A 26,036-nucleotide genomic window follows, 5' to 3' on the forward strand; every position below is an offset into this window, starting at 1 on the left:
TGAATCCCGGTCGTCCCGGCCGCCCCGGTCACTCTGGGTTGTCCGCGAGCGATCTCGCCGCCCGGACGCAGTGGGCGAGCGCCTTGCGGGCGTACTCCGGAGAGGCGCCCGCCAGACCACAGGTCGGGGTGATCACCACGGACCGTGCGAGAGTCCCCGGATTCAGCCCCAGCCTGCGCCACAGCGTCCTGACACCCATGACGCTACCGCCCGGGTCCGACAATGCCCCCGAGGCCGGGTCCGTGGACGGCACCACACCGGCGAGAAGCACGGTCCCGCCCTCCACCGCCTCACCGATCGGCTCCTCGTCACGCTCGGTGAGCAGGCCGAAGTCGAACGAGACGCCGGCCGCGCCGGCCCGGCGCAGCAGCCCGAACGGCACGCCGGGCGCGCAGGAGTGCACGACCGTCGGCCCGTCGTGGACCGCCATCACGTCGCGCAGCGTCCCCTCCACCACCTGCCGGTCCACCGCCCGGTGGGTGCGGTAGCCGCTGGCGGTGCGGACCTGCCCGAGCAGCACCGAGGTCAGCGAGGGCTCGTCGAGCTGGAGCACCAGCCGGGCGCCCGGGACGCGCCGGCGCACCTCCGCGAGGTGCCCGCGCAGCCCCTCGGCGAGCGAGCCCGCCAGGTCCCGTACGGCCCCGGGGTCGCCCAGCATCGCCTCGCCGCCGCGCAGCTCCAGGGCGGCGGCGAGCGTCCACGGCCCCACCGCCTGCACCTTCAGCGGCCCCTCGTAGCCCTGGGTGAACTCCTCCAGGGCGTCCAGGTCCTCCCCCATCCAGGACCGGGCCCTGCGGGTGTCCCGCCCCGGCCGGTCCCCGATCCGCCAGCCGCTCGGCTCCACGTGCGCGTACAGCTCGACGAGCAGCCCCGCCGTCCGCCCGATCATGTCCGCGCCGGGCCCCCGCGCGGGCAGCTCCGCCAGGAACGGGAACTCCTCGAAGGACCCGGTCACGGTCTTGGCGGCCTCGCGGGCGTCACCGCCGGGCAGGGAACCGACGCCGGTGGCGGGGCCCCAGGGGAATGCGCTCTCGTCGCTCTTCTCGCTCACCCGGGAAGCGTACGTGCCGCACGTGCCAGCGCCTCGCGCGTGGCGACGGTGACCGGGTGCCCGGCGCCGAGGACCCTGGTACGGGCCTCCAGGACGGCGGCGAGTTCGGCGCGGGCGGCCTCGGGGGCGAGGCAGCGGGCCAGGTTGAAGCGGGCGGTGAGGGTCACCGGGTGCTCGGCCCCGAACAGCCGGTGGCGGGCCTCGGCGATCACCGCCAGCTCAGGGCGCGCGGCATCGAGGTCGCCCGAGTCGCGCAGCAGGCAGGCCCGGCTCTCCCGCGTGACGAGGGTGTAGAAGTGCTCGGCGCCGTGCACCCGCGTCTCCGCTTCGAGGATCGCCTCCATCTCGGCGAGCGCCTCGGCCGTCCGGCCCAGGGCGGCAAGGTCCACGGCCAGGTTGTGACGGGTGTTCAGAGTCGCCTCGGCGTCTGGGCCGAGGACACGGAGCCGGGCCCGGAGCACGTCGGCGTACTCCGTACGGGAGGCCGCGAAGTCTCCGGACAGGGAGTGGGCCATGGCCCACGCGTGCCGCACCTGGAGGGTGAAGGGATCCTCCGGGCCGAGCTCGCGCACGCAGGACTCGGCAAGCGGACCCAGGACCGCAAGGGCGGACCCGCTCTCACTCAGCGACAGCAGAGTGTTCCCGTGCTGGAGCAGGGCCGCGCGCGCCGCCGGATGCCGGTCCGTCAGCTCCCGCACGGCCCCTTCCGCCACCGCCCGCGCGGCCTCGGCCGCGTCCCCGACCAGCCCGCGCGCGACGAGCGAGCGCACGGCCAGGACCGCCGCCTCCCAGACCTCCGCCGGGGTGCCGGGCCCGAGGCCGTCCAGCAGGTGCGGCACCAGCGGCGGCCAGAGCGGCCCGCGCCCCTCCGGCTCCTCGCTCTCCCGCGCGAGCGGCGCCGACAGGCGCTCCCGCTCCCCCCGGTACGCGTCCCGGACCAGCGGGTGCAGGGCGACCACCGGCTCGCCGTCCGTGCGGAGCGCGGCCAGGCCCAGGCGGTCCAGGGCCTGGAGGCAGGACCACAGCTCGCCCGGCGGGACCGCGGCCCGGCCCGGGGCGAGGACCCGCAGCGGCACGGGCGCGTCGGCGAAGCCCGCGAGGAGGCGCAGCAGCTCCTCCGCGTGGCCGTGCCCCCGGTCGCGCAGCAGGCGCAGCGACATGGCCCAGATCCGGGCGAGGGTGCCGTCCCCGTCGACGGCGAGGTCCCCCGTACCGAGGGCGTCGAGATAGGCGCCGTACGTGGCGGGCTCGCCGGGCGTACGGAGGAAGGCGGGGCGCTCGGCGACCGAGGCGAGATAGCGCCCGGCGCTGTCCAGGGCGAGGGGCAGCCCGCCGAGGCGCGCGGCGAGCCGCTCGGCGTCCGGGGCGGGCCCCGCGCCGGCGGACGCCCGGTCGGCGAGGACCAGGGCCGCGTCCGGGGCGGGCAGCGCGCCCAACGGGTGCAGGGCGGGCCCGGCGCCCCACGCGGCCGGGTCGCCGTCGCGGGTGGTGACGAGCACGAGGCCGCGGGACGCCGCCGGGGCGCGCACCCAGCCCGTACCGGCGGCGAGCGAGCCGGGGCCGTCGAGCAGGGCGAGGTCGTCCGCGTTGTCGACGACGAGGAGCCAGCGCCCGGGGAGGGCGGCCAGCCGCTCCCACAGCAGGTCCGCGGTCTGGCCGGCGGCCAGCTCGGCGTCGCCGAGGCCGACCCGGCGGGCGACCGCGCGCAGCCCGCCCACGAGCCGCCCGGCGTCCTGGGCGGCGACCCACCAGACGGGCGCGCCCGCGTCGGCGAAGGCCCGCGCCACGTCGAGGGCGAGCGTGGTCTTGCCGACGCCGCCGAGCCCGTACAGCACCTGGGTGCCTGCGCCCGCGCGAAGCGCCGCCAGGAGGGCGTCCCGGCCCCGGAGGGGGGTGCCGCGACGGCCCCAGGGCGGGGCGACGGTGACCTCGTCGGGCGGGGGCGGGGGCGGGGTCTGGTGCTGATGGACCACCAGGTGCTCGATGCGCCCGGCCTGCACGACGGTGCCGTGCGTCCCGCCGGTGACCTGGTTGCGCACCGCGTGCGAAGTGGCGGCGCCCTCGGGCCCGGTCTCGGGTCCGAGGGCGGATCCGGTCCCGGTCCCGGCCCCGGATCCGGTCTCGGGTCCGGATCCGGTCTCGGCCCGGGTCTCGGCCCCGCCCCCAGCCTCGCCCCCGCCCCCGGTCACCGGGTCAGCGTCCCGGGCGGACCGACAGGTCGTTGACCTCGGCGTCTCGCGGCAGGTCGATCGCCATGACGATGCTGGTGGCCACCGACTCGGGGTCGATCCAGCGGGCCGCGTCGTACTCCTTGCCCTCCTGCTGGTGCACCTTCGCCTGCATGGGGCTGGCCGTGCGGCCCGGGTACACGGAGGTGACCCGCACCCCGTTGGCGTGCTCCTCGTGCCGCAGGGAGTCGGCGAGCGCCTTGAGGCCGTGCTTGGAGGCGGCGTACGCGCTCCACTCGGCGTGCGCGGCGAGCCCGGCGCCCGAGTTCACGAAGACCACGTGGCCCTGGGTGAGCCGGAGCTGGGGCAGGAAGTGCCGGGTGAGCTCGGCGGGGGCGACGAGGTTGACGTTGAGCTGGTGGTGCCAGGTCTTCGGAGTGAGCTCGCCGACCGTGCCGAGGTCGATGACACCCGCGATGTGCAGCAGGGTGTCCACCCGGTCCGGCAGCGTCTGGTGCGAGAACGCCCAGGACAGCCGGTCCGGGTCGGCCAGGTCCCCGACGAGCGTCCGCGCGCCCGGGAACTCGCCCGCCAGCTCCTTGGCCCGGCCCGCGTCCCGCGCGTGCAGCACGAGCTCGTCCCCGCGCGCGTGCAGCCGCCGCGCGACGGCGGCACCGATGCCGGAGCCCGCTCCGGTAATCACATGAGTTGCCATGCGCCTCATGCTCGCATCATCCGCGCGCGCTCACGGCCCGCTCCAGATACTCCAGCGCCGCCGCCCCGTCCTCCGCGAAGAACACCAGGTCGGCCAGGGGCACCGGGAGGAAACCCTCCTCGTCCATGCGTGCGAACTGGGCCTTGAGGCCGTCGTAGAAGCCCGCCGTGTTGAGGATGACGACCGGCTTGGCGTGCTTGCCGTGCTTCTTCAGCTCCAGGACCTCGGTGGCCTCGTCCAGGGTGCCGGTGCCGCCGACCATGACGACGATCGCGTCCGACTTGGCGAGCAGCAGGGCCTTGCGCTCGGCCAGGTCCTTCGCCACCACCATCTCGTCGGCGGCCGGGCGCGCCTTCGCCGACAGGAACTCGACCGAGACGCCGACCAGCCGCCCCCCGGCCTCCTCGGCGCCGTCCGCGACGACCTTCATCAGGCCCGAGTCGGAGCCGCCCCACACCAGGGTGTGGCCGGCCTTGCCGAGGCGGTTCGCGAAGTCGCGGGCGGGGGTCGTGTAGCGCTCGTCGAGGTCGGCGGCGGAGAGGAAGACGCAGATGTTCATGGGCTCCACCGTATGCCGTCGCCCCTCCGACGACTCCCGCGCGTCCGCCGCGAGGTTTTTCGAGGAAGTTCCGGCGCCGAGCGATGAGTTCCGGGAGCCGTCCCGGTCAGAGCTTCCATGGACGAGGTGAGGCACATGGCGCGCGGACGGTTCGGGACCTGGTACGGGCACGGGGGCGGCGGCGACGCCGGACCGCCGGTGGTGCTGGTGGGCGGCGGCGGGGCCGGCTGCGCCGCCGGCGAGCGGGCGCTGGCCCGGCTGCTCGCCCGGCGCTTCCCGGTGCTGCTCTACGGGCGGCGCGGCGACGGCCCGGCGCCCGCGGAGCGGGAGATCGGCGACCTCGCGCTGCTCCTGGAGACCCTGGGCGGCGGCGCCGCCGTGCACGGCACCGGCGCCGGGGCGGGGCTGGTGCTGGCCGCCGCGGCGACGGGCGTGCCGGTCGGGGCGGTGTCGGTGTACGAGCCGCCCTACGCCGACGGGGCCGCCGACGGGCTGGGGCGGGTGCACGCGCGGGTGCTGGTCGTCGACGGCGGCGCGAGCCCCTCGGAGACCCGGCGGGCGGCCCGTACGGTCGCCGCCGCCGTCCCGCGCGGACGGCACCGCACCCTCACCGGGCAGACCCACGAGGTCGCCCCGCACGTGCTGGCGCCGGTGCTGGCGGAGTTCCTCGGCGAGGGCACGGCGGGGGCGTGAGGCGGGTGCTCCCCCGCCCCCGCGCCCCTGGGGCTCAGGCCGGCTGCGGTGCCGTGCGGCGGGCCGTCGTCGCGATCGTCGCCGAGCCCACCACGCGCGTGCCGTCGTACAGGACGATCGCCTGGCCGGGGGCCACGCCCCGGACCGGCTCGTCGAAGGTGACCCGCAGCTCGCCGTCCTCCATCGCCGCGCTCACCGGCGTCTCGCCGCCGTGCGCGCGGAGCTGGGCGGTGTAGCGGCCCGGCCCCTCGGGGGGCGCCCCGCACCAGCGGGGCTTGATCGCGGTCAGCGCCGTCACGTCCAGCGCCTCCGCCGGGCCCACCGTGACCGTGTTGTTCACCGGCGAGATGTCGAGCACGTAGCGCGGCTTGCCGTCCGCCGCCGGGTGCCCGATGCGCAGGCCCTTGCGCTGGCCGATCGTGAAGCCGTACGCGCCCTCGTGGGTGCCGAGCTTCGCGCCCGACTCGTCGACGATGTCGCCCTCCGCGCGCCCGAGGCGGGTCGCGAGGAAGCCCTGGGTGTCGCCGTCCGCGATGAAGCAGATGTCGTGGCTGTCCGGCTTCTTGGCGACCGCGAGGCCCCGCCGCTCCGCCTCCGCGCGGATCTCGTCCTTCGTGGTGAGCGTGTCGCCCAGCGGGAACATCGCGTGCGCGAGCTGCTTCTCGTCGAGGACGCCCAGCACGTACGACTGGTCCTTGGCCATGTCCGAGGCGCGGTGCAGCTCGCGCGTGCCGTCCTCGCGCGGCAGGACCGTCGCGTAGTGCCCGGTGCACACCGCGTCGAAGCCGAGCGCCAGCGCCTTGTCCAGGAGCGCCGCGAACTTGATCTTCTCGTTGCAGCGCAGGCACGGGTTGGGCGTGCGGCCCGCCTCGTACTCCGCGACGAAGTCGTCCACGACGTCCTCGCGGAAGCGCTCCGCCAGGTCCCACACGTAGAACGGGATGCCGATCACGTCCGCCGCGCGGCGGGCGTCGCGCGAGTCCTCGATCGTGCAACAGCCCCGCGCGCCGGTGCGGAAGGACTGCGGGTTCGCCGAGAGGGCGAGGTGCACGCCGGTGACGTCGTGGCCCGCCTCTACGGCGCGGGCGGCGGCGACGGCGGAGTCGACCCCGCCGGACATGGCGGCGAGGACACGGAGGGGGCGCTGCTGCGGGGTCTGAGTCATAGCCCTACCAGGGTACGGGGCCGGGGAACCGTGGTCGCCTGGGTAAGCGTTCTCGATCACATGGGGAAGCAAGGGAATCAGCGGAAGCCGGGGAAGCCGAAGAGCGGGAAGGGCGGCGCCTCCCGGCGGGCCTTCCTGATCGGCGGCGGCGTCGCCGTGGCCGGCACCGCCGTGCTCGCCCGCGACGAGCTGGCCCGGCTGTGGTGGCGGCTGCCGGGGACCGAGCACCGGCGGACCGAGGGCGCGATCGACCACAAGGGCGCCGAGTGGACGGCGGCGTCCGAGTACAACTGGCGGCGGGCCGACCGGCCCGACGACTACACCGTCGACCGGGTCGTCATCCACGTCGTGCAGGGCAGCTACGCCTCCGCCGTGCGCGTCTTCAAGGACCCCGGGCACGCCGCCGCCGCGCACTACGTGGTGCGCAAGGACGGGCACATCGCGCAGATGGTCCGCGAGCTCGACGTCGCCTACCACGCGGGCAACCGGGACATGAACGAGCGCAGCGTCGGCATCGAGCACGAGGGCTTCGTCGACCGGCCCCAGGACTTCACACCCGCCATGTACGCGGCGTCCGCCGCGCTCACCGCCGACATATGCAAGCGGTACGGGATACCCGTCGACCGGACCCACATCGTCGGGCACGTCGAGGTGCCCGGGACCGACCACACCGACCCCGGGCCGCACTGGGACTGGCCGCGCTACCTCGCGCTCGTACGGAAGGAGCGGGCGCTGCTCGACCGGGCGCCCGCCGGGGCCTCCGGGGCCGCTAGCTGAGGCCCGCCGTCCGCGCGCGGTCCACCGCCGGGCCGATCGCCTCCGCCACCGCCGCCACGTCCTCCTTCGTGGAGGTGTGGCCCAGCGTGAAGCGCAGCGTGCCGCGCGCGAGGTCCGGGTCCGCGCCCGTCGCCAGCAGCACATGGCTCGGCTGCGCGATGCCCGCCGTGCAGGCCGAGCCCGTCGAGCACTCGATCCCCGCCGCGTCCAGGAGCAGCAGCAGCGAGTCGCCCTCGCAGCCCGGGAAGGTGAAGTGCGCGTTGGCCGGGAGGCGGTCGGCCGGGTCGCCGCCGAGCAGCGCGTCCGGCACCGCCGCGCGGACCGCCGCGATCAGCTCGTCGCGCAGGGCGCCGACCTCGCGGGCGAACTCCTCGCGGCCCTCCGCCGCGAGCCGGCCCGCCACCGCGAACGCGGCGATGGCCGGGACGTCCAGGGTGCCGGAGCGGACGTGGCGCTCCTGGCCGCCGCCGTGCAGCACCGGGACCGGGGTGTGCTCGCGGCCCAGCAGCAGGGCGCCGATGCCGTACGGGCCGCCGATCTTGTGGCCGGACACCGTCATCGCGGCGAGGCCCGAGGCGCCGAAGTCGACCGGGATCTGACCGAACGCCTGGACCGCGTCCGCGTGCAGCGGGACGCCGTACTCGGCCGCGACGTCCGCCAGGGCGCGGATCGGCATGATCGTGCCGATCTCGTTGTTCGCCCACATCACGGTCGCCAGCGCGACCGACTCCGGGTCCCTCGCGATGGCCTCGCGCAGGGCCTCCGGGTGCACCCTGCCGTACGTGTCGACGGGGAGGTAGTCGACCGTGGCGCCCTCGTGCGTCGCCAGCCAGTCGACGGCGTCCAGCACGGCGTGGTGCTCGACCGGGCTGGCCAGGACGCGGGTGCGGCGGGGGTCGGCGGCGCGGCGGGACCAGTAGAGGCCCTTCACCGCGAGGTTGTCGGCCTCCGTGCCGCCGGAGGTGAAGACGACCTCGCTGGGGCGGGCCCCGAGTGCGCTCGCGAGCGTCTCGCGGGCCTCCTCGACGGTCCGCCGGGCGCGCCGGCCGGCGGCGTGCAGCGAGGAGGCGTTGCCCGTGACGGCGAGCTGGGCGGTCATCGCCTCGATCGCCTCGGGGAGCATGGGCGTGGTCGCGGCGTGGTCGAGGTAAGCCATGGTGGGTCGATTCTACGAGGCCGGGTGGGGGCGGCCGCAGTGTGGCCTGATCCGGGTGGTCGGATCGCGCCGCCCCTTGCGCCGCTCCGGGCTCGTCCGTCCCACTGCCGGGCCTCTTGGCGGGCCGCCGCCGGGCCTCTGTCGAGCCTCTGTGGGGCCTCTGCCGGTCCCTTCCCGGGCCCTCCCGGGCCCTCCCGGGCCTCTTCCGCCCCTTGTCCGGGGCCCCCCGCCGGGCCCCGGCGCCTCCGCGGGGGCAGGGGTGTCCGGACTGCGACCTTCACTTCGCTTCGCTCGTTACGGGCGCCGCCACGTCCGGACACCCCCTACCCCCGCCCCGCCCCCTTCTCGCCGTGCTCTTCTGACCCGCTCAGTTCTTGCGGTACGTGTACGCCTCCTGTGCCGCCGATGTCACCGCGTCCAGGTCGGCCCCCGTGCTCGCCGTCACCAGGGCGGCCACCGCGCCCTCCACGAAAGGGGCGTCCACCAGGCGGGTGCCCTCCGGGAGCTCGTCGCCCTCCGCCAGCAGGGCCTTCACGGTGAGGACCGCGCTGCCCAGGTCCACCAGTACGGCCACCCCGGCGCCGGTGTCCGCCGCCCTCGCGGCCTCGGTGATCAGGTCCGCGCTGGTGCCCAGGCCGCCGTCGGGAGTGCCGCCCGCCGGCAGGATCGGCGCCGTGTCCCCGCCGCCCGCCAGGCCCCGCGCGAGGTCCGCCACGGCCATGGCCACGGCCGCGCTGTGCGAGACCAGGACGATGCCCACGCGCTTGTCCGTCATACCGCCGCCTCCGCTAGTGCCGTGATGAGGAGTGCCGCCGAGGTCGCCCCCGGGTCCTGGTGGCCGATCGAGCGCTCGCCCAGGTAGCTGGCCCTGCCCTTGCGCGCCTGGAGCGGTACGGTCGCCAGCGCGCCCGCCTCCGCGGCCTCCCGCGCCGCCTCGAACGAGGTGCCCAGCGCCTCGGCCGCCGGGACCAGAGCGTCCAGCATAGTCTTGTCGCCCACCTGCGCCCCGCCCAGCTGCGCCACCGCGGCCACGCCCGTCGCCAGCGCCTCGGCCAGCTCCTTGCGGGAGACCTCGGGCGCCTCGCCGAGCGCCTTGCCCGTCCGGCGCAGCAGGGTGCCGTACAGGGGGCCCGACGCTCCGCCCACGGTCGAGATGAGCCTGCGGCCCGCCGCGGTGAGCAAAGCGCCCGGGGTGGCCGTCGTGTCCGTGCCGAGGTCCGCCGCCACCGCGGTGAAGCCTCGCTTGAGGTTGGCCCCGTGGTCCGCGTCGCCGATCGCCGAGTCCAGCTCGGTCAGGCGGTCGGCCTGCTCGTCCACCGCCGCCGCCGTCCGCTCCAGCCAGGAGCGGAAGAACGCCGAGCCGTACGTCGCTTCGCTCATGCCGCGCTCACCGGCCCCAGCGCAGCGCGGGCGTCTGCACCGGCGCGTCCCACAGGCGCAGCAGCTCCTCGTCCGCCTCGCACAGCGTCACCGAGCAGCCCGCCATGTCGAGCGACGTCACGTAGTTGCCGACGAGCGTGCGGGCCACCGCGACACCGCGCTCCCCGAGCACCCGCTGCACCTCCGCGTTGAACCCGTACAGCTCCAGGAGCGGCGTGGCGCCCATCCCGTTCACCAGCGCCAGCACCGGGCCCTTGGGGCGCAGGTCGTCCAGAACCGCGTTCACGGCGTAGTCCGCGATCTCCCCCGAGGTCATCATCGGGCGCCGCTCACGGCCCGGCTCCCCGTGGATGCCGACACCCAGCTCCAGCTCGCCGTCCGGCAGGTCGAAGGTCGGCGAGCCCTTCGCCGGGGTCGTACACGCGCCGAGCGCCACCCCGAAGCTCCGGGACCGCTCGTTCACCCGCCGCCCGATCGCCTCGACCCGCTCCAGCGGCGCGCCCTCCTCGGCCGCCGCGCCCGCGATCTTCTCCACGAACAGCGTCGCCCCCGTGCCGCGCCGCCCCGCCGTGTACAGGCTGTCGGTCACGGCCACGTCGTCGTCGACGAGGACCTTCGCGACCTGCACGCCCTCGTCCTCGGCCAGCTCCGCGGCCATCTCGAAGTTCAGCACGTCACCGGTGTAGTTCTTCACCACGAAGAGCACCCCGGCTCCGCTGTCCACCGCTGCCGCCGCCCGCACCATCTGGTCCGGCACCGGCGAGGTGAACACCTCCCCGGGGCACGCCGCCGCGAGCATCCCCGGCCCCACGAACCCGGCGTGCAGGGGCTCGTGTCCCGAGCCCCCGCCCGACACCAGGGCCACCTTCCCGGCCACCGGCGCGTCCCGCCGCACCACCACCCGGTTCTCCACGTCGACGTTCAGATCGGGGTGCGCCGCCGCGATCCCGCGCAGCGCGTCCGAGACGACCGTCTCCGGAACATTGATCAACATCCTCACTGACGCCTCCTCGTGAGCAGACAAGTCGCTGATCACGATCCTCGCAGCTCGGGTGCGCGGGCGCGGCCTTCTCAGGAGCTTCGCTGGAAGAACTCCACCTCCGCCAGGGCCAGATGGCGGCCTTTCGACAGCCCGGCCGGCCCGTCGAGGACCAGACGGACCTGCGTCACGTCGCTCACACCCGTCGCGAAGGTCTGCGGTCCCGGCTTGTCGGCGAGGGAGAGGGCGGTGCGTGTCGTCGTGTTCTCCTTCGTCGTCACCTCCATCGTGATCCGCAGGGCCCGACCCTGCGCCGCGTACTCCTCCGGGTCCTGCGAGGCCCCGTTGGTGATGATCACGTCCACCAGGCGGAACGGCCTGCCGAACGTGTACGTCACCGAGGCGCCCGCGCCCGGCGCGCCCCAGTAGCGGTTGCTGAGGCCGTCCGTCGTGTCGCCCGCCGGGTGCCCGGCCAGCTCGCCGCTCGCTCGTACGAGCGTCGGCGTCACCGCCTTCGCCTTGCCCAGCTTGTCCCGCGTGTCCTCCACCAGCCGGCGGCCCGCCGGGAGGAGGAACAGCCCCGCCGCGCACAGGGCCAGCAGCACCGCCAGGATCACCAGCAGCCGCACGGCCCGCCCCGAGCCCGCCCGGACCCTGCGCCGGAACGGCCAGACCGTGCGCCACCACGGCAGCGGCGGCGCCTCGGCGGGCGGGTCCAGACGGGCCGCGCATCGGCGACAGAAGCGGCGGTCCGGCGCGTTGCGCGTGCCGCACGCCGGGCAGGGGGAGCCGGGTGTCTCCTCCTCCGCCGGGACCGCCCGCACCCGCGGCCGCGCCACCTCCGCCCTCGCCGGCTGCACGGGGGAGGGGGACGGGGAGGGGGAGGGGGAGGGGGAGGGGGGAGGGGGTGTGGGAGGGCTTGAGGAAGGGCTTGCGGGAGGACTTGGTGTGGGGGGCCGGCGGGGGGTGGTGGGCTCCCGGGGGGTCGTGTCGGGCTCGGGGGTGGGGGTGGGTTCCTGCCGGGGGTGGGGTGCGGGTGCGGGTGTGCGGTCCGGCCAGTCCAGGTACGCGCCGCAGTTGCCGCAGAAGTCGTCCGTCTCCTCGTTCGGCGTGCCGCACGCCGGGCACTCACGCATCGTTCTCGTCTCCCTCGCCGGTCGGCGGGCCCGCCAGGACCTCCACCCGGCAGGCCGTGTGCACCGGGCACAGGGTGCGGACCAGCGCCCGCACCCGGTCCGCGTCCACCGTCGGCTCGCGCAGCGGCCACACCCGGACCAGCACCTCGTCCGCCGGGGGCGGCGGCAGCGCGGCGCCCGGGGTGCTCGACCAGGCCGCCCCGCCGTCGCCGCCGACCTCCGCCCCGACACCCAGGACCAGCCGCAGTGCGTCCACCAGGCCCCGCCGGGTGCCGCGGCGGCGGTGCAGCTCCACCGCGCGGGCCACCGCCTCGCGCCGCTGGTCCTCCGGCCAGCCCGGGTCGTCCGCGCCGCCCACCCAGGTCGCCAGCCAGGCCAGGAAGTCCGCCGGGGCCAGTCGCGGGTCGAAGTAGGCGGGCAGGTTGTCCAGGGTCGCGAACACCGGCGCCAGCACCGTGTCCAGGCCCGCCGTGAACCGCTGCGCGAAGTCGTCCTCCGCGTACAGCGCGGGCAGTTGGCCCCCGATCGGGTAGCGGCTCGGCAGCCCCGGGACCGCCGCCCGGTTCACCGGGACCCGTCCTCGGTCCGTGCCGTCACGACGACCTGGTGCCGGTACGAGAACACCAGCGCGCCCGCGTCCAGGTCGATCCGGTCCACCGGCGCGCCGCGCCGCCCGGTCACCGGGTCGGCGGCGAACAGCCTGATCTCCTCCACCAGCACGTCCCCGACGGCCCGTTGCAGCACGCCGAACACCTCCCCGTACTGCACCGGCCGGCCGAACGGCCACCCCGTCCCGTCCGGGCCGCCGCGCAACGGATCCAGGTGCCGGAACAGCGCGGCGAGCGCCGCCTCCCGCACCCGGTCCGCCGCGTCCGGCGGCGCCGACAGCCGCGCCACGACCGTCACACCCTGGTAGAACGGCGGCTCCACGACCAGGCGGGTACCGATCAGGCGCCGCTCGTCCAGCGCGGCGGTGATCGTCCGCAGCGTCTGCTCCGACGGGATCAGCTGCTCGAAGCGCAGCCGGTCCTCCTCGTCCGGCACCGCGTCCGGGACCACCAGGACCCGGACCGCGCCCGGCCCGCCGCCCGCCGGCAGACAGCGCACCCGCCGCACCGAGGGCGCCGCCTGGCGCGCGACGATCTCGTAGTCCTCCGCCGTCACCGCCCGCTCCTGCATCCGCAGCGCCTCCGGGGCTCGCAGCCGCGCGTTGTCCAGCGTCTCCCCGGCCACCCCGCCGCGCGCCGCCTCCCGGTTCACCACCCGCGTCACGTACGGCACCGAGCTCCGCAGCACCGAGATCGCGCCCCGCGCCACGTTGCCCGCCGGACCGCCGCCGGTCCGGTAGCGCGCCACCCGGACCCGCGCGCCCTTCGGCGGCACCGCGCCCCGGGCCCGTAACGTGCCGTCCGGCTCGCGCAGCACCGGCGGGAACGTGAACTCGCCCAGCGTCGCGTCGATCCGCACGTGCCGGTCCGCCGGACCCGAACGCCCGAAGTGCTCCACCGGCTCCCACCGCTCCCAGCCCTCCGGCGACGACACCTCCACCACCGGCGGCTCCCCGTCGAGCAGCACCGGCGGCCGGCCCAGCCGGAAACTCTGCCCCGCCACCCCCTCCGAGACGCCCAGCGGCACGTCGGTCACCGTCTCCGCGTGCTCCACCGTCATCGTGCCCCCGACCGTGAACACGGCCGCCTCCCGCACGGTCGGCGACTCCGAGTAGAACGGCTGCCCCGGCTCCGGCTCCGTCACCCGGCAGCGCAGCCAGCCCGCGCGCGTCCCCGCGACCACCGACGCCGTGTGCCCGGCCGGTACGTACACGATCACCTCGCCCGGCCGGTTCAGCCCGCCCGTGCCGTCCGCGCCCGTCTCGCAGCGCCGCCAGCCCGCCCCGTCCCACGCCTCCCACACCAGCGGCGGCTGGCGCGGATCGACGCCGACACCCCGCACCCGGCTGTCCAGCCGCACCGCCACGATGCAGCGCGGCACCGCCGTCGGCAGCCCGAACAGCAGCGCGTCGCCCGGCTGCGGCGCCGCCTGGAAACACGGCACGTCCCGCCCCTCCGCGAGCGCCCCGGTCACATCCGTCTGCGCGCCGCCCCTGGGCGCCGTCACCATCCGCGTCAGCTCCGCCGGCACGATCCGCAGGCGCTCGGCCGTCGCGAACACCACCCCCTCGTCCCCCGTCTCGTCCGCACCGCCCGCCACCGTCGTCACCTCGGTGCCCGCCGGCAGCGTCACCGCGTCGGGCTGCGGCGCCGACAGCCAGAAGTCCACCTCGGCGACCGCCGCCGACGGCGGGAACAGCCGGATGCCCAACAGGTCCAGAAACGCCAGGTAGTTCTTGTCCGGGACCCGGTTCAGCCGGTACAGCAGCTGGTCCACCAGATAGGCGAACGTCTCGATCAGGGTCACGCCGGGATCGGACACGTTGTGGTCCGTCCACTCCGGCGCGCGCTGCTGCACATACCGCTTCGCCTCGTCGACGAGCTGCTGGAAACGGCGGTCGTCCAGATTAGGGGAAGGCAGGGCCATCAGTCGCCGACCGTATTCCCGGTCCCCTCCTCGGAGGGGATCGTGTAGAAGGGAAAGACCAGATTGCGCAGGTCGTTGGTGCTCCGGACGGTGTAGCGCACGTCGATGTACAAGGTGCCCGCGTCGACGGAGTCGAAGACCACGACCACCTCGTCCACCACGATCCGCGGCTCCCATCGCTCCAGCGCCTCGCGCACCCGCTGCGCGACCCGCCCCGCCGTGTCGCCGTCGCCGGGCGCGAACACGTACTCGTGGATGCCGCAGCCGAACTCCGGCCGCATCGGGCGCTCCCCGGGCGCGGTCCCCAGGACCAGCCGGATCGCCTCCTCCAGCTCCCGCTCCCGCTCGACCATCACGATCCCGCCGGTCGGCCCGACCCGCATCGGGAAGCCCCAGCCGCGCCCGATGAACCGCTCGCTCATCACACGCCCCCGATCAGCACGTCCGGGGCGCCGGTCAGGATCATCGCCCCGCACGCCGTCCGGTCCCGGGCCCGCGCCGCCGGGAGCCCGCCGATCAGGACCATTCCCGTGGCCAGTCCGGACGGGTCGGGCAGCACCACGTTCGCCGGGCCCAGCGCGACGTGCGGCGGGACCACGCAGACGTGCAGGCTGCCCACCACGGCGGCGGGCAGCCCGCCGATCAGCACCGTCGCCACGCTCACGGCGGCGCCGGGCGGCGGCGTGGCGATCCGCCCGCCGTGGTCGGTGGGATCGCCGGTACGGGCCGCGGCTGGCATCGGGCACTCCTAGAAGACTCGGTGAACGGGGGTGAGTGGGGTGAGAGGGATGAGTGGGGTGCGGGGGACCAGGCTCAGTTGATGCGGATCAGGCGGGCCTTCAGGACCGCCAGCAGGCCGCCGTCCACGGTCACGTCCGCGGTGCCGGCCACCCGGACCGTCCGCCCGCCGACCCGCAGCCCCGCCGTCGCGTCGATGTCGACCTCCCGGCCCGACACCTTCACCGTCCCCTGCCGGGCGTCCAGCGTGATGCCGTCCCGGTCCAGCAGCACCGAGCTCACCGGGCGGTTCCGGCCCGCGTACACGGTCAGCTCGATCCGGTCTTGCCGGTCGTCCAGCCGGACCTCAAGGCGCTCGTCCCCCGTCACCAGCCGCAGCCCCGAAGGGCCCGGCGCCGGGGCGTCCAGCAGCTCCACGCGGTGGCCCGAGCGGGAGACGAAGGAGCGCCGGTTGACCCGGCCGCTCGTCGCGTCGACCAGCGGCACGTCGTGCGGCGACGGCGCGTCCACGCCGTTGTACAGGCCGCCGAGCACGTACGGGCTGTCCAGCAGCCCCTGCTCGAAGCCGACCAGCACCTCGTCGTTCACCTCCGGGCTCACGACCCCGCCGCCGCCCCGCCCGCCCCACTGGACCGTACGCACCCAGTCGGTCACATAGGTGTCGTCCAGCCACGGGAAGCGCAGCCGTACCGCGCCCCGCTGCGAGCCGTCCGGCTCCCGCACGTCCGTCACCACCCCGATCGCCAGCCCCGGGATCCGGGGCCCCCGGGCCGGGGCGCCCGCCCCCGTCACCAGGCCCGCCAGCGAACGGTCCGCGCTCGCGCTCACCCACACCGTCGTGCGGTAGCCGCCGTGCGGCTCCAGGACGTGCTGCACCGCCGTCGCCGTGTACCGGCCGGAGAACTCCGGACCCACGTTCCCCAGCGCCACCGCCTTCCCCGCGCGCAGCAGCGGATTGCCCTCCGCCACCGCCTCCAACTCCCCGAAACCGGCGCTGACCTGCGCCGCCATCGCCCCCGCCACCGCCGTCGTCTCCGCCTGCGTACGGTACGGGGTGTCCGTCACCGTCACCGTCGGCGAACCGAACCGGGCGGCGGTCCCCGGCGCCAGCCCCGGCACCACCGTGTCGCTCACCACCGACGGGCGCTCCGCCACCAGGGGCCGCTTCGTCGTCACGTCCCAGCCCCGCACCCGCACCCGCGCCGCCCCGTCGGCCGCCGACAGCACCGCCCGCAGCGCCAGCAGGTTCCGCCCGTACTCCAGGACCAGCGGATTCCGGATCGCCGGCGTGGCCGGATCCGGCGCCCCCGACGCCGGTGTGGGCCGGGTGAACTGGAGCAGCCCCTTGTCGTCCACCCGCACCCGCGCCCCGCTCTCCCCGGCGAGGAACTGCAGGAAGTCCCAGTCGGAGACGTTCGCCTGGGACAGCTGCCGGTACGTCACCGGCGCCGCCTCCACCGTCCCGACCGCCAGCCCCGCCCCCGCCGCGACCTTCCGCACGATCGCCGCCGCCGTCATGTTCCGGAACGCCACGACCCGGCGGCCCCGCTGGAGCCGGTGGGCCTTCGAGTACGCCCGCACGACCGTGAACGAACCCGTCCGGTCCCGGTCCAGCTCCAGAGCCGTCACCTCGCCGTGGAACAGCCGCTCCCGCGCCTGCCCCTTCGCCGTCACCACCGACACCGTCAGCGGCGTGCCGATCGTGATGCCGGTGGCGCGCAGGAACTCGTGGTCGGGGTCGCGGTAGGTGAGGACCGCCGTGTCGGGCAGCGCCAGGTTCTCGTCGACCACGCAGCTCACCAACTGGGCCGCCCACACCGGCGGCAGCTCACCGGGCGCCGCCACGATCGGATCGGCCGCGAACGACCGCCCCCCGGTCTCGAACCCGCTCATCCCCGGCCCTCCGCGTGCTCGTATGCGTCCCCGTCCGCGTCCCGGAGCCCGGGCACCACCAGCTCTGTGCCCGGGACCAGCGCCATCGGGTCGTCGATCCCGTTCGCCTCCGCGATGGGCCGCCACGCCGTCGCGTCCCCGTACTCGTGCCAGGCGAGCATCGCCAGGCTGTCGCCCGCCACCACCGTGTGCGTACTGCGCGCGGTGCGCGAACCCGACGTCGGGTTCTGGCCGGGCGGATCGGTGCTCGCCTCCTCGATGGACAGCGCGCAGGTGGCCCGAAGCGGCTTCCCGTCGACGTCGAACAGCGTGTACGACACCGACAGGCTCGACAGGACCCCGTCGAACGAGGTCGTCCGCGCGTTGCCCCACTCGAAGCGCACCCACGGGCTCGCGGGCTTCTTCCGGCCCAGACTCGCCGGGGTCGGCACGCACGCCTTCATCAGCTTCTCCACCGCCTGTTCCACCGAGTTGTCGTGGGTGGCGGTGGCGTCGAGGAAGACCTCCAGGCTGAGCGCCCGGGGGCCGCTGCCCACGAACTCGGGCAGCGCGGACTGGCCGGCCATCCGGGACGGCGAGCGCCGCCACTCGGTGGTCTTGCGCAGCTCCAGCGACGCCGGGTTGAACTGGAGGTCCAGCCGCGCGATCGTCCCGCCGGGCTTGGCGCCGACCGAGGCGGGGGGCTCCTTGAGCGTGAGCTGGGCCCTGGCGCGGCCGGCGCGGGCGGAGGAGGACATGACCGTGCGGTTCCTTTCCGGGGGGCAGGGGGACGGCGGTTCTCAGGTGGGCAGCAGGCCCGCGTGGGCGATCTCCAGGGTCTCCACCGCCGCTTCGGAGCGGGCCGGGTCGAAGGACGGGCCCTGCCAGCGGACCGGCACGATCCCGAACACCTGCCAGCTGATGATCCGGCTCAGGTCCGGGCGCAGCGCCACGATCTCGCCGTCCTTCGGCTCGACCCGGCGCAGCGTCTCGTCCAGCCAGCGCCCGATCTTCGCCGTGTCGGCGGTCACCGGCCGGGTGAGCGTGATGTTCGACCAGGTCACCCGGCCCGGCAACTGCCAGGTGAAGCCGTTGTTGCCGCCCTCGGCGTAGCTCTCCATCTCGACCTCGGCGCCCATGCCGGAGCAGGTGTGGAACGCGCCCAGGTCGTTGCCGCCGATCGCCAGCCGGAAGAACACGCTGGTCGCGAAGATGCTGTCGGTCATCGGTCCGCCTTCCGTCTCTCGTCCGTCCGTTGTGTCAGCGCCGTCCGTCGAAGGGCCTCCCGGCGCGCTCTCGCCCGCGCCGCAACTCGGTGCGCAGCAGCCGGGAGACCGGGTCGATCAGCCGCCGCGCGAGGTCGTCCAGCTCGGTGTCGGCCCCCTGCGGCGTCCCGCGCGCCCCGGTGGCCGCCTGCACCGGCCGCGCGGGGCGGGCGGCGGGCGCCGGTGGCGGCGGGGGGCTTGGTGCGGGCGGGGCGGGCGGGGCGGTCACCGGGAGGGGGGTACGGGGCGCCTCCACCGGCGGCGTCGGCGTCGGCGCGGGCGCGGGGCGCCTGGCGACGACCGGGCCGGCCGCCTCCGCCGTACCGCGTCCGCCACCGCCTCCGGCGTCCAGGCCCAGCGGCAGCGGCCGCGCGGCCAGCAGCCGCAGCAGGGGCTGCCCGGGCGGCCGGGCGCCGGGGCCGGGCCCGGACGCGGGCTCCGGCACGACGAGCGGGAGGGGTTCGTCGTACCGCCGGGCCGGTGGGGTCGCCGTCGTCGGTGGGGGTGGTGGTGCGGGCGGGGCGACCGGCCGAGGCTTGGCCTGCCCGGCCCGCTGCACTGACGCGGGCAGGGCTGCCAAGGGCGCCCCGAGCCCGCGCCGCGTACGCGGGGGCTCGGCCGGGACCGCCTCGGCGACCTCCGGGGTGGGAGGCGACGAGACGAGGGGCGTGTCGGGCGTGTCGGGCCGCTGGTGTGGGCGTACGTCAGGAGTGGCGCGTACGGCGTCCATGACGGGCACGGCGGGGACGCGGCGCCTGGGCATCAGGGGCGCGGGGGGTACGGCGTGGGGCCGGACGCGGTCCGCCGTCTTGCCCGGAGCCACGACGGGCACGCTCCGCCGCGCCGGCTCTCCCGGACGAGTTCCCGTATCGGCCGTGGGGACGTCGGTGACGGCCCGTGCGACGAGCGGGCGTTCACCGGTCGCGGGGGTGGTGGTGGGCGGGGCCGGATGGCCGGACGGTGACGGCTCGGCGGCAGAGGCCCGCTCGACGACAGGCGCGTCGAGCGGTCCGCTCCGACCGGTGTCGCCGGGCGCGGGCGGCGCCGCCACGGCGGGGGTCGATGCGCGGGGTCCGGGCGGCGGCGGGTCGCTCGCGCGGGCCCGCGCCACCACCGGCGCCTCGAACGCGGCGCCGGGGCCGGTCGCGGTGCGGGCCCGCGGGGGAGGCGGACCGTTCCGGTCGCCGTCCTGCGGCGTGGCCTGCGGCAGGACCAGCGGGGCCGTCTCCGGCCCGCTCCGGCCGGACGCCCCGCGTTCCGGCGCGGTCCTGCGCGCGACGGTCGGCGGCGTCTCCGTTCCACCCGCGCCGGATCGACCGGGCTCGGGCGGCCGTGTCGTCGCCTCTCGCCCGGGCGCCGGTGCCGCTTCCGACATGCTCCCGCCTGCTCCGGCGGCCTCGGACGGCTGTACGGGCGTCCCTCGCTCCGGCGCGGTCTCCGGTCCGGGCGCGTCCTGCGCAGGTGCGGGACGCCGCGCGACGGTGGGTGGCGTCGTCGGTCCGCTCGCCTTCGCTCGACTGGGCTCGGACGGCCGCACGATCGCGTCCCGCGAGGGCGCGGGCCGCCGCGCCGCGGACGGCGCCGACTCCGATCCGCCCGCCCCCGGCCGCTCGGTCCCCTCCGATCCCGCGATGCTCGGAGTCGCTTCCGATCCGCTCGCGCGGGCCCGATCGGCATTGGCAGGGCGGCCGGGCGCGTTCTGTATCGGCGCGGTCCGTCGCGCCAGGGGTGGCACCGATTCCCTTCCGTTCGGGCCGAGTTGACCGGGCGCGGACGGCTGCACGGGCGCCTGCCGTTCCGGCGCCGACCGGCGTGCCGCGCTCGGCATCGCCTCCGGTCCGCTCCCGCTTGCCTGGCCGGGCTCGTACGGGTGTAGAGGGGCGTCCTGCAAAGGCGCGGGCCGCCGCGCCACGGGCGGCGCCGATTCCGTTCCGTTCGGGTCGGGTCGACCGGGTGCGGACGGCCGTGCGATCGCCTGCTGTTCAGGCGTCGACCGGCGCGTCACGGGCGGCGCCGATTCCGATCCCTTGGGGTCGCGTTGACCGGGTGCGGACGGCCGTACGGCTGCCTCTCGTCCCGGCGTCGTCCGGCGCGCCACGGGTGGCGCCGACTCCGGTCCGTTCGCGGCGGGTTGACCGAGCGCGGACGGCCGTACGGTCGCCTCCGGTCCCGGCCGACGCGCCGCGCTCGGCACCGACTCCGGCTCGCCTCCGTCCGCCCGGCCGGGCGCGGACGGCCGTACCGCCCTGTCCCGTTCCGGCGCCGACCGTCGCGCCACGATCGGCGGCGTCTCCGGTCTGTCCCCGCCGGGCCCGCCCCGCGCGGGCCCCGGCAGCGATACCGGCGCCGGGCGTGCCGACCCCGGCCCGGCCGCCCGCCGCGCGACCGGAGCCGGCCCCGGCCCCGTAGGCGACGGCGTCGCGGCGGCCTCCTCGGCGCTCTCCCCGGGCTCCGGCGCCTCCCCCGCCCGCGCGAGTGCGCGCAGCAGGAGCGGGCCCGAGGTGGTGTGGGGGAGGGAGGTCGTCGTGTGGCGGGTCACGCCGTGGATCAGGCCCGGTGGGGCCGTCGGGGTCACCGCGTGGGCCAGGCCCGCGTCGAAGCTCGGGTTCTGCCAGGCGGTCAGGCCGTCGCGGAAGACGAGGCCGTCGCTCACGGCCAGCGGCGCGCGGGAGACGGTCAGGCGCGGGGCCGGTGTCCCGCGCCAGCCGCCGTCCCAGTCGGGCGGCACACCGGTGTCGGGCCGCGCCGCCGGGGCCTCCGGCGACGGGGCGGCCCCGGTGCGCCGCCGCCGTAGCCTGTCCCGCCATGCCATGCGTCAACCGCCTTCGTTCACACGGGTGTTGATCCGGGCGATCTCGGTGACCCAGTCCTGGCGTTCGCCGTGGGTCAGGTCGAGGATGTCGTCGCGCTGCCAGTGGAAGTGGTAGGCGATGTACGCGATCTCCTCCCGGAGCCGGGGGAGCGCGTACGTCACGATTCCCCCAGGCGCCCACCGGAGAGGTCGACCTCGAAGGCCCCCTCGCAGTGCGGGCAGGTGACGGCCGCGCGGGTGTGCCCCTCGCTGTTGACGCGCCGGTAGAAGTCCTGGAGGAAGGCGACGTCGGTCGCGTACATCCGCTCCACGATCCCCGCGTGCACGTCGGTGAGCGTGCCGAGCCGGGTGATGACCTGGCTGAGCAGCACCACGCTCAGATAGGCCGGGTTCTCCTTGACCCGCAGGTCGATCTGCGGGCGCAGCTCGTCCCGGGCGGTCGCCAGCCGCATCGCGCCGTGCCGGTGCAGGGTGCCGTCCTCGTCCACGTACCCGCGGGGCAGCTCGAACTCGAAGTCGGTGCGCAGCCCGTGGTCCCGCCGCTGCGCGGGGGCCGGCTGCTCGGACGTCGGGGCGGGTGTCGTGGCCTGGAGGATCTCCTCCAGGCTGCCCGCCGTCACCGTACGGCGCCTCATTCGACGATGATCTCCTCGAACACGATGGTCACGGTCTCGGTGGCCCCGGAGGACTCGCCCGCCTTGAGGGAGGGGCCCTCCCACTTCGACGCCCAGCCCTGCATGAGCTGGATGCGCCGGACGGTCTCGCCGGTGCTGTCCTTGATCTCGATGGTGATGTTCTGGCGCGCGGTGTCGACCGCGCCGTTGTTCAGCGTCTCCTTGATCCACCTGGTGAACTCGCTGCTCTTGTCGAGTCCCCGGGTGATCGTGATCTCGCCGGCCTGCCGGGCGCCGGGCTGCTTGCGGATGATCTGCTTGCCCGTCGAGCTGACCTGGCGGACCTCGACGACCTCCTCCTCGACGCGCAGTCCGCTGATCTCCTGGACGGACTCGACCAGATAGCCGCCCAGCTGCACGCCGAAGACATGGGTGGAAAGCGCGTCGCCCTCTGCCATGAACGTCTACACCTCTCTACTCGCTGCTCGGTGCTCGTCGCTCACTCGTCGACGAGGCTCGTGCTGTCGGAGAACTGGGCCAGCCGGAACACCACGAACTCGGCCGGCTTCACCGGTGCGACGCCGATCTCGCAGACCACCCGCCCCTGGTCGATCGACTCCTGCGGGTTGTTCTCCCGGTCGCACTTCACGTAGAACGCCTCCGCGGCGGTCAGCCCGAACAGCGCGCCCCGGCGCCACTCCTCGGTGAGGAACGCGGTGACGTTGCGCCGGATGCTGGACCACAGCCGGTCGTCGTTCGGCTCGAAGACCACCCACTGGGTGCCCAACAGGATGGACTCTTCGAGGTAGTTGAAGAGGCGCCGTACGTTCAGGTAGCGCCAGGCCGGGTCGGAGGAGAGGGTGCGGGCGCCCCAGATCCGGATGCCTCGGCCGGGGAAGGCCCGCACGCAGTTGACGCCGATCGGGTTCAGCAGGTCCTGCTCGCCCTTGCTCAGCCGCATGTCCAGGTCGACGACACCGCGGATGACCTCGTTGGCCGGCGCCTTGTGCACCCCGCGCTCGGCGTCGCTGCGCGCCCACACGCCCGCGACGTGCCCGCTCGGCGGGACGGTCGTGTTGCGGCCGGCGGCCGGGTCGAAGACCCGCAGCCACGGGTAGTACAGGGTCGCGTAGCGCGAGTCGTAGCCCGCCTCGTCGTTGCGCCAGCGCCGCACCTGCTGGGCGGAGAGCCCGGGGGGCGCGTCGAGGACGGCGACCCGGTCGCCCATCTGCTCGCAGTGCGCGATCACGGCGAGCTGGACCGTGCGCAGGCCCTCGGCGTCGATGTCGCCGCGCTCGTACGCGCTCATCAGGTCCGGCACCGCGACCATGGTGATCTCGTCGATCGTCTCCAGGCCCGCGAAGCCGGTGCGCGCCTCGGCGTCGCCCACGTACTCGGCCGGGTCGAGCGGCGCCGTGCCCGCCCCGGCGTCCGGCGCGGGCCGCGCGGGGGCGGCCGAGGCGTCCGGGGCGTCCGGGAGGGCGACCGTCTGCGCGGCGGGCCGGGGCTGGGCGGCGGCCTCGGGCCGCTCCGCGACCTCGATCAGGCGCGAGCCGCGCGCCTGGGTCACGAAGTACCCCTTGACGCTGCGGCGGGTGGACACCTCGTACGTCTCCGCGACCTGCCCGTCCTGCCGGACCAGCACCCGGAAGCGGTCCTCGGGCGGGTTCTCGCCCTCCGGGTCGGCGATCTCCACGGACACGCCCGCCGCACCGGGCCGGGCCGCGACGAGGAAGCCGCCGAGCTCGACCGGAGGGGCCGCCGGGAGCTCCCGGGCCCGCTCGCCGGAGGTGCCGTCCGCCGTGCCCGCGTCCCGCGCGGGGCCGCCGATCCGGACGACGTACGCGGCCCCGCCGCCGTTGGCGAAGTAGCCGTGGACGGCGAGCGGCAGATACGCGCCCGGGGCGAAGCCGCCGAAGAGGCGGCTGAACTGCTCCCAGCCGGTGACCAGCGTCGGCTCGTGGAAGGGCCCGCTCCTGGCGAAGCCGACGAACGCGGCGACGGCGGTGCCGACCCCCTCGATCGGGCGGGCACCGGACTGCACCTCCTCCACGTACACGCCGGGGGTGAGGTACGTCGGCATGGTCGCTCCTTCGGTCGGCTCGCCGCCGGTACGGGCGGCGGCACGCGGTGATCGGCGCCGTACCAGCCTTTCCGGCGGGCGCCGGTGGCGGCAGGGGCGCACGGACCAGGCCGGGGGCACCGGCGCTGCCCTCGGAGGGCGCCCGCTGCCCCCGCCGGTTCACGCTTCCGCGACCCGCGCCAGGTACGGCCCGAACTCGCCCTCCAGGACCAGGCGGCCCAGCTTGCGGTACTCCTGCGCGACGGCCGTCACCAGCCGCTCCATCGTCAGCGGCTCGTCGGCGGCGGCCGTCGCGTACGCGGCGGTGACCGCGCAGGCCCGGATCGAGCCGCCGGCCAGCTCGAAGCGGTCCGCGCAGAAGCCGAGGTCGAGGTCGGCCGCGCGGGGCAGCCGCCCGCCCAGGCAGCGCTCCCACAGGGCGAGCCGCTGGGCCGTGTCGGGGAGCGGGAAGTCCGCGATCACGTCCAGGCGGCGGGTGAACGCCTCGTCGAGGTTGGCGCGCAGATTGGTCGTGAGCACGGCGATGCCGTCGAAGGACTCCATCCGCTGGAGCAGGTACGCCGACTCGATGTTGGCGTGCCGGTCGTGCGCGTCCTTCACCTCCGCGCGCTTGCCGAAGACCGCGTCGGCCTCGTCGAACAGCAGCACCGCGTTGACGGCGGCGGCCTCCGTGAAGATCCGCTCCAGGTTCTTCTCGGTCTCCCCGACGTACTTGTCGACGACCGTGGACAGGTCCACCACGTACAGGTCCATGCCCAGGTCGGCCGCGACGACCTCGGCGGACATCGTCTTGCCGGTGCCGGAGGGGCCCGCGAACAAGGCGATCACCCCGCGCCCGCGCCCCCCGCCGGGCCGCATCCCCCACCGGCCGAGCACCCGGTCGCGGTGCCGGGCCCGCACCGCGAGCTCCTCCAGACGGCGGCGGGTGGCGGCGGGCAGCACCAGGTCGTCCCAGCCGACGGCGGGCTCCACCCGGCGGGCGAGCCGGGCGAGCCCGGCACCGTTCTGCGCGCGTACGGCGGTCGTCAGGTCCCCGGGGGACACGGGCCGCCCGTCCAGGGCCGCCGCGCGCACGGCGGCACCGGCGGCCCGGCGCACCTGCCCCGCGTCGAGGCGGTGCGCGGCCACCGCCCGGGCGAGCGGCCCGGCGTCGTCCGGGGCGTGCTGCCCGCCCCCGTCCCCGTACCGCTCCGAGGCGTCCGCGAGGGCGTGCCGCCAGCGTGCCGCCTGCCGCTCGGGCGACGGCGCGGGGACCGGCAGGACGACCGGCGCGTCCGGCGCCCAGGCGGGGTCCCAGTCGCCGGAGCCGTACGTGAACAGCGGGATCCCGCGCAGCTCCGCGGCTACGGTACGGAGCACCCGGGCGCGCTCTCCGGGCCGGTCGGGCAGCTCCTCCAGCGGGCCCAGCAGCACACCAGCGCCGGTCAGGCGGGCCTCGCGGGCGACGGTCCGGGCGAGGGGGGCGAGCGCGTCGGCCGGGCGGTGCCCGAGGGCCGCCGCGTCCAGCGGCAGCGCGCCGAGGCCGCGGGCGCGCAGGGCGGCGACGGCGAGGCCCGCCGGGTCGCCGCCGCCGAGCGCCCGCAGGTGGACGTGGCCGAGACCGGACGCGGCGGCGGCGCGGTCCCGGGCGGCGGGGTCGGCGGCCGGGTCCTCGGCGGGGGGCCCGAGGACTCCGGCTAGCAGCGGGTCGGGGGTGGTGTCGCCGAGGAGGTGCGCGGTGACCCGGTCGGGCACGACCAGGACCCGTGACAGCGGGGGGCGTTCGGGTTCGGCGACCTCGACGAGGCCGCCCGCGACGAGCGGCGCGGCAGGCCCGAGCCGGAAGCGGGCGGCCGGGACGCCGGAGTGCCCGCACAGGTCGAGGGCGAGCCCGACGGTGGGGCGGCGGCGGCCCAGGTCGTCGTTGAGGTAGCCGTACAGCTGCTCGAAGCGGGCGTCCAGGTCCGGCGCCAGCGCGACCAGCAGCAGGTCCACGTCCACCGGCGCGAGCCCGAACCGCGCCACGAGCCCGCCGAGCGGCGAGCCGGGCGGCGGGGGATCCGGGGCGAGCGCGGGGAGCCGGGGGTCGTACGGCGGGTCCAGCACCCGCGCGACGGCCTCAGGCGTCAGGAACCGTCCCCGGTACGGATCGTCGGGATCGGGGTCGACGGCGACCCGGACCCCGACGGCCCGCCGCACCCGCTCCTCGACGACGAGCAGCCGCCGCCAGAGGTGGGGGACCGCGCCCGCGCCGTCCGGCGCGGGCGGGCGCCCGAGGCCGGGCTCCGCCGGCGGCCCACCGCCCGCCGCCGGTCCGGCCGCCGCCGCCCGCCCCGCCCTCGGCGGGTCCGCCCGCCCC

25 protein-coding genes are annotated in these 26,036 nt (G+C 76.1%); 2 read left to right on the top strand and 23 right to left on the bottom strand.

Annotation, left to right across the window (positions count from 1 at the left end; translation table 11 throughout):
* Positions 1 to 28: 28 nt before the first annotated feature.
* The 4 genes from AB0C99_RS06915 to AB0C99_RS06930 are packed head-to-tail and all read right to left on the bottom strand — an operon-like array spanning position 29 to position 4,493.
* Positions 29 to 1,051 carry a methionine synthase gene (locus AB0C99_RS06915; RefSeq protein ID WP_362470421.1) on the bottom strand — a complete coding sequence of 341 codons (1,023 nt, stop codon included), beginning with the start codon at positions 1,049 to 1,051 and terminating at the stop codon, positions 29 to 31.
* Positions 1,048 to 3,240 (bottom strand): tetratricopeptide repeat protein, encoded by a 2,193-nt coding sequence (locus AB0C99_RS06920; protein WP_362470424.1) that lies wholly within the window; start codon positions 3,238 to 3,240, stop codon positions 1,048 to 1,050. The genes AB0C99_RS06915 and AB0C99_RS06920 overlap by 4 nt, the downstream gene beginning before the upstream one ends.
* 4 nt (positions 3,241 to 3,244) lie before the next feature.
* Entirely contained in the window at positions 3,245 to 3,943 is a 699-nt protein-coding gene (locus tag AB0C99_RS06925; RefSeq protein WP_362470426.1) for an SDR family oxidoreductase, read from the bottom strand.
* A gap of 7 nt (positions 3,944 to 3,950) precedes the next feature.
* Positions 3,951 to 4,493, bottom strand: a complete 543-nt coding sequence (locus tag AB0C99_RS06930; RefSeq protein WP_362470427.1) for a TIGR00730 family Rossman fold protein — start codon at positions 4,491 to 4,493, stop codon at positions 3,951 to 3,953.
* Between the two features lie 135 nt (positions 4,494 to 4,628).
* Here AB0C99_RS06930 and AB0C99_RS06935 point away from each other — a divergent pair, with 135 nt between their 5' ends.
* A complete protein-coding gene (locus tag AB0C99_RS06935; protein WP_362470429.1) occupies positions 4,629 to 5,186 on the top strand; it encodes a hypothetical protein in 558 nt (185 codons plus the stop codon).
* 34 nt (positions 5,187 to 5,220) lie between these two features.
* On the opposite strand, the gene mnmA is transcribed toward AB0C99_RS06935, so the two are convergent.
* A complete protein-coding gene (gene mnmA / locus AB0C99_RS06940; protein WP_362470431.1) occupies positions 5,221 to 6,351 on the bottom strand; it encodes a tRNA 2-thiouridine(34) synthase MnmA in 1,131 nt (376 codons plus the stop codon).
* A 60-nt stretch (positions 6,352 to 6,411) separates the two neighbouring features.
* Between mnmA and AB0C99_RS06945 the strand changes: the two genes are divergently transcribed.
* Positions 6,412 to 7,128, top strand: coding sequence for an N-acetylmuramoyl-L-alanine amidase (locus AB0C99_RS06945; protein WP_362470433.1), 717 nt, complete (start codon positions 6,412 to 6,414; stop codon positions 7,126 to 7,128).
* Here AB0C99_RS06945 and AB0C99_RS06950 read toward each other — a convergent pair.
* From AB0C99_RS06950 to AB0C99_RS07035, 18 genes are all read right to left on the bottom strand, one after another.
* Positions 7,121 to 8,284 (bottom strand): cysteine desulfurase family protein, encoded by a 1,164-nt coding sequence (locus AB0C99_RS06950; RefSeq protein WP_362470435.1) that lies wholly within the window; start codon positions 8,282 to 8,284, stop codon positions 7,121 to 7,123. The two genes, AB0C99_RS06945 and AB0C99_RS06950, sit on opposite strands and share 8 nt — an antisense overlap.
* Positions 8,285 to 8,651: 367 nt before the next feature.
* The gene (gene dhaM, locus AB0C99_RS06955) at positions 8,652 to 9,059 is read right to left on the bottom strand and encodes a dihydroxyacetone kinase phosphoryl donor subunit DhaM (RefSeq protein ID WP_362470437.1); all 408 of its coding nucleotides are present in this window, start codon (positions 9,057 to 9,059) and stop codon (positions 8,652 to 8,654) included.
* A complete protein-coding gene (gene dhaL, locus AB0C99_RS06960) occupies positions 9,056 to 9,664 on the bottom strand; it encodes a dihydroxyacetone kinase subunit DhaL (RefSeq protein WP_362470440.1) in 609 nt (202 codons plus the stop codon). Before dhaL ends, dhaM begins: the two co-directional genes overlap by 4 nt.
* 7 nt (positions 9,665 to 9,671) lie before the next feature.
* Positions 9,672 to 10,664, bottom strand: a complete 993-nt coding sequence (dhaK, locus tag AB0C99_RS06965) for a dihydroxyacetone kinase subunit DhaK (protein ID WP_362470443.1) — start codon at positions 10,662 to 10,664, stop codon at positions 9,672 to 9,674.
* A gap of 71 nt (positions 10,665 to 10,735) precedes the next feature.
* Entirely contained in the window at positions 10,736 to 11,503 is a 768-nt protein-coding gene (locus AB0C99_RS06970) for a zinc ribbon domain-containing protein (RefSeq protein ID WP_362470446.1), read from the bottom strand.
* Between the two features lie 268 nt (positions 11,504 to 11,771).
* Entirely contained in the window at positions 11,772 to 12,347 is a 576-nt protein-coding gene (locus AB0C99_RS06975) for a phage tail protein (protein WP_362470449.1), read from the bottom strand.
* The gene (locus tag AB0C99_RS06980; protein WP_362470452.1) at positions 12,344 to 14,314 is read right to left on the bottom strand and encodes a putative baseplate assembly protein; all 1,971 of its coding nucleotides are present in this window, start codon (positions 14,312 to 14,314) and stop codon (positions 12,344 to 12,346) included. Before AB0C99_RS06980 ends, AB0C99_RS06975 begins: the two co-directional genes overlap by 4 nt.
* Positions 14,314 to 14,736: a GPW/gp25 family protein gene (locus AB0C99_RS06985; protein WP_362470455.1), complete on the bottom strand. Its 423-nt coding sequence runs from the start codon at positions 14,734 to 14,736 to the stop codon at positions 14,314 to 14,316. Before AB0C99_RS06985 ends, AB0C99_RS06980 begins: the two co-directional genes overlap by 1 nt.
* On the bottom strand, positions 14,736 to 15,053 hold the full coding sequence (locus AB0C99_RS06990; protein WP_362470458.1) for a PAAR domain-containing protein: 318 nt from the start codon (positions 15,051 to 15,053) through the stop codon (positions 14,736 to 14,738). The genes AB0C99_RS06985 and AB0C99_RS06990 overlap by 1 nt, the downstream gene beginning before the upstream one ends.
* 74 nt (positions 15,054 to 15,127) lie before the next feature.
* Positions 15,128 to 16,945, bottom strand: coding sequence for a VgrG-related protein (locus AB0C99_RS06995; RefSeq protein WP_362470461.1), 1,818 nt, complete (start codon positions 16,943 to 16,945; stop codon positions 15,128 to 15,130).
* A complete protein-coding gene (locus tag AB0C99_RS07000) occupies positions 16,942 to 17,682 on the bottom strand; it encodes a LysM peptidoglycan-binding domain-containing protein (protein WP_362470464.1) in 741 nt (246 codons plus the stop codon). The genes AB0C99_RS06995 and AB0C99_RS07000 overlap by 4 nt, the downstream gene beginning before the upstream one ends.
* Before the next feature lie 42 nt (positions 17,683 to 17,724).
* Positions 17,725 to 18,150 carry a phage tail protein gene (locus AB0C99_RS07005; protein ID WP_362470466.1) on the bottom strand — a complete coding sequence of 142 codons (426 nt, stop codon included), beginning with the start codon at positions 18,148 to 18,150 and terminating at the stop codon, positions 17,725 to 17,727.
* Between the two features lie 34 nt (positions 18,151 to 18,184).
* Positions 18,185 to 19,564 (bottom strand): hypothetical protein, encoded by a 1,380-nt coding sequence (locus AB0C99_RS07010; protein ID WP_362470468.1) that lies wholly within the window; start codon positions 19,562 to 19,564, stop codon positions 18,185 to 18,187.
* Positions 19,565 to 21,004: 1,440 nt separating this feature from the next.
* Positions 21,005 to 21,163, bottom strand: coding sequence for a DUF6760 family protein (locus tag AB0C99_RS07015; protein WP_362470471.1), 159 nt, complete (start codon positions 21,161 to 21,163; stop codon positions 21,005 to 21,007).
* Positions 21,160 to 21,636 carry a hypothetical protein gene (locus AB0C99_RS07020; RefSeq protein ID WP_362470474.1) on the bottom strand — a complete coding sequence of 159 codons (477 nt, stop codon included), beginning with the start codon at positions 21,634 to 21,636 and terminating at the stop codon, positions 21,160 to 21,162. The genes AB0C99_RS07015 and AB0C99_RS07020 overlap by 4 nt, the downstream gene beginning before the upstream one ends.
* Positions 21,633 to 22,073, bottom strand: a complete 441-nt coding sequence (locus AB0C99_RS07025; RefSeq protein WP_362470477.1) for a phage tail protein — start codon at positions 22,071 to 22,073, stop codon at positions 21,633 to 21,635. The genes AB0C99_RS07020 and AB0C99_RS07025 overlap by 4 nt, the downstream gene beginning before the upstream one ends.
* A gap of 41 nt (positions 22,074 to 22,114) precedes the next feature.
* The gene (locus tag AB0C99_RS07030; RefSeq protein ID WP_362470480.1) at positions 22,115 to 23,698 is read right to left on the bottom strand and encodes a phage tail sheath subtilisin-like domain-containing protein; all 1,584 of its coding nucleotides are present in this window, start codon (positions 23,696 to 23,698) and stop codon (positions 22,115 to 22,117) included.
* A 159-nt stretch (positions 23,699 to 23,857) separates the two neighbouring features.
* The gene (locus AB0C99_RS07035) at positions 23,858 to 25,897 is read right to left on the bottom strand and encodes an ATP-binding protein (RefSeq protein WP_362470774.1); all 2,040 of its coding nucleotides are present in this window, start codon (positions 25,895 to 25,897) and stop codon (positions 23,858 to 23,860) included.
* Between the last annotated feature and the right edge of the window lie 139 nt (positions 25,898 to 26,036).

It is taken from the genome of Streptomyces sp. NPDC048659 (assembly GCF_040650575.1).
GTDB lineage: Bacteria > Actinomycetota > Actinomycetes > Streptomycetales > Streptomycetaceae > Streptomyces.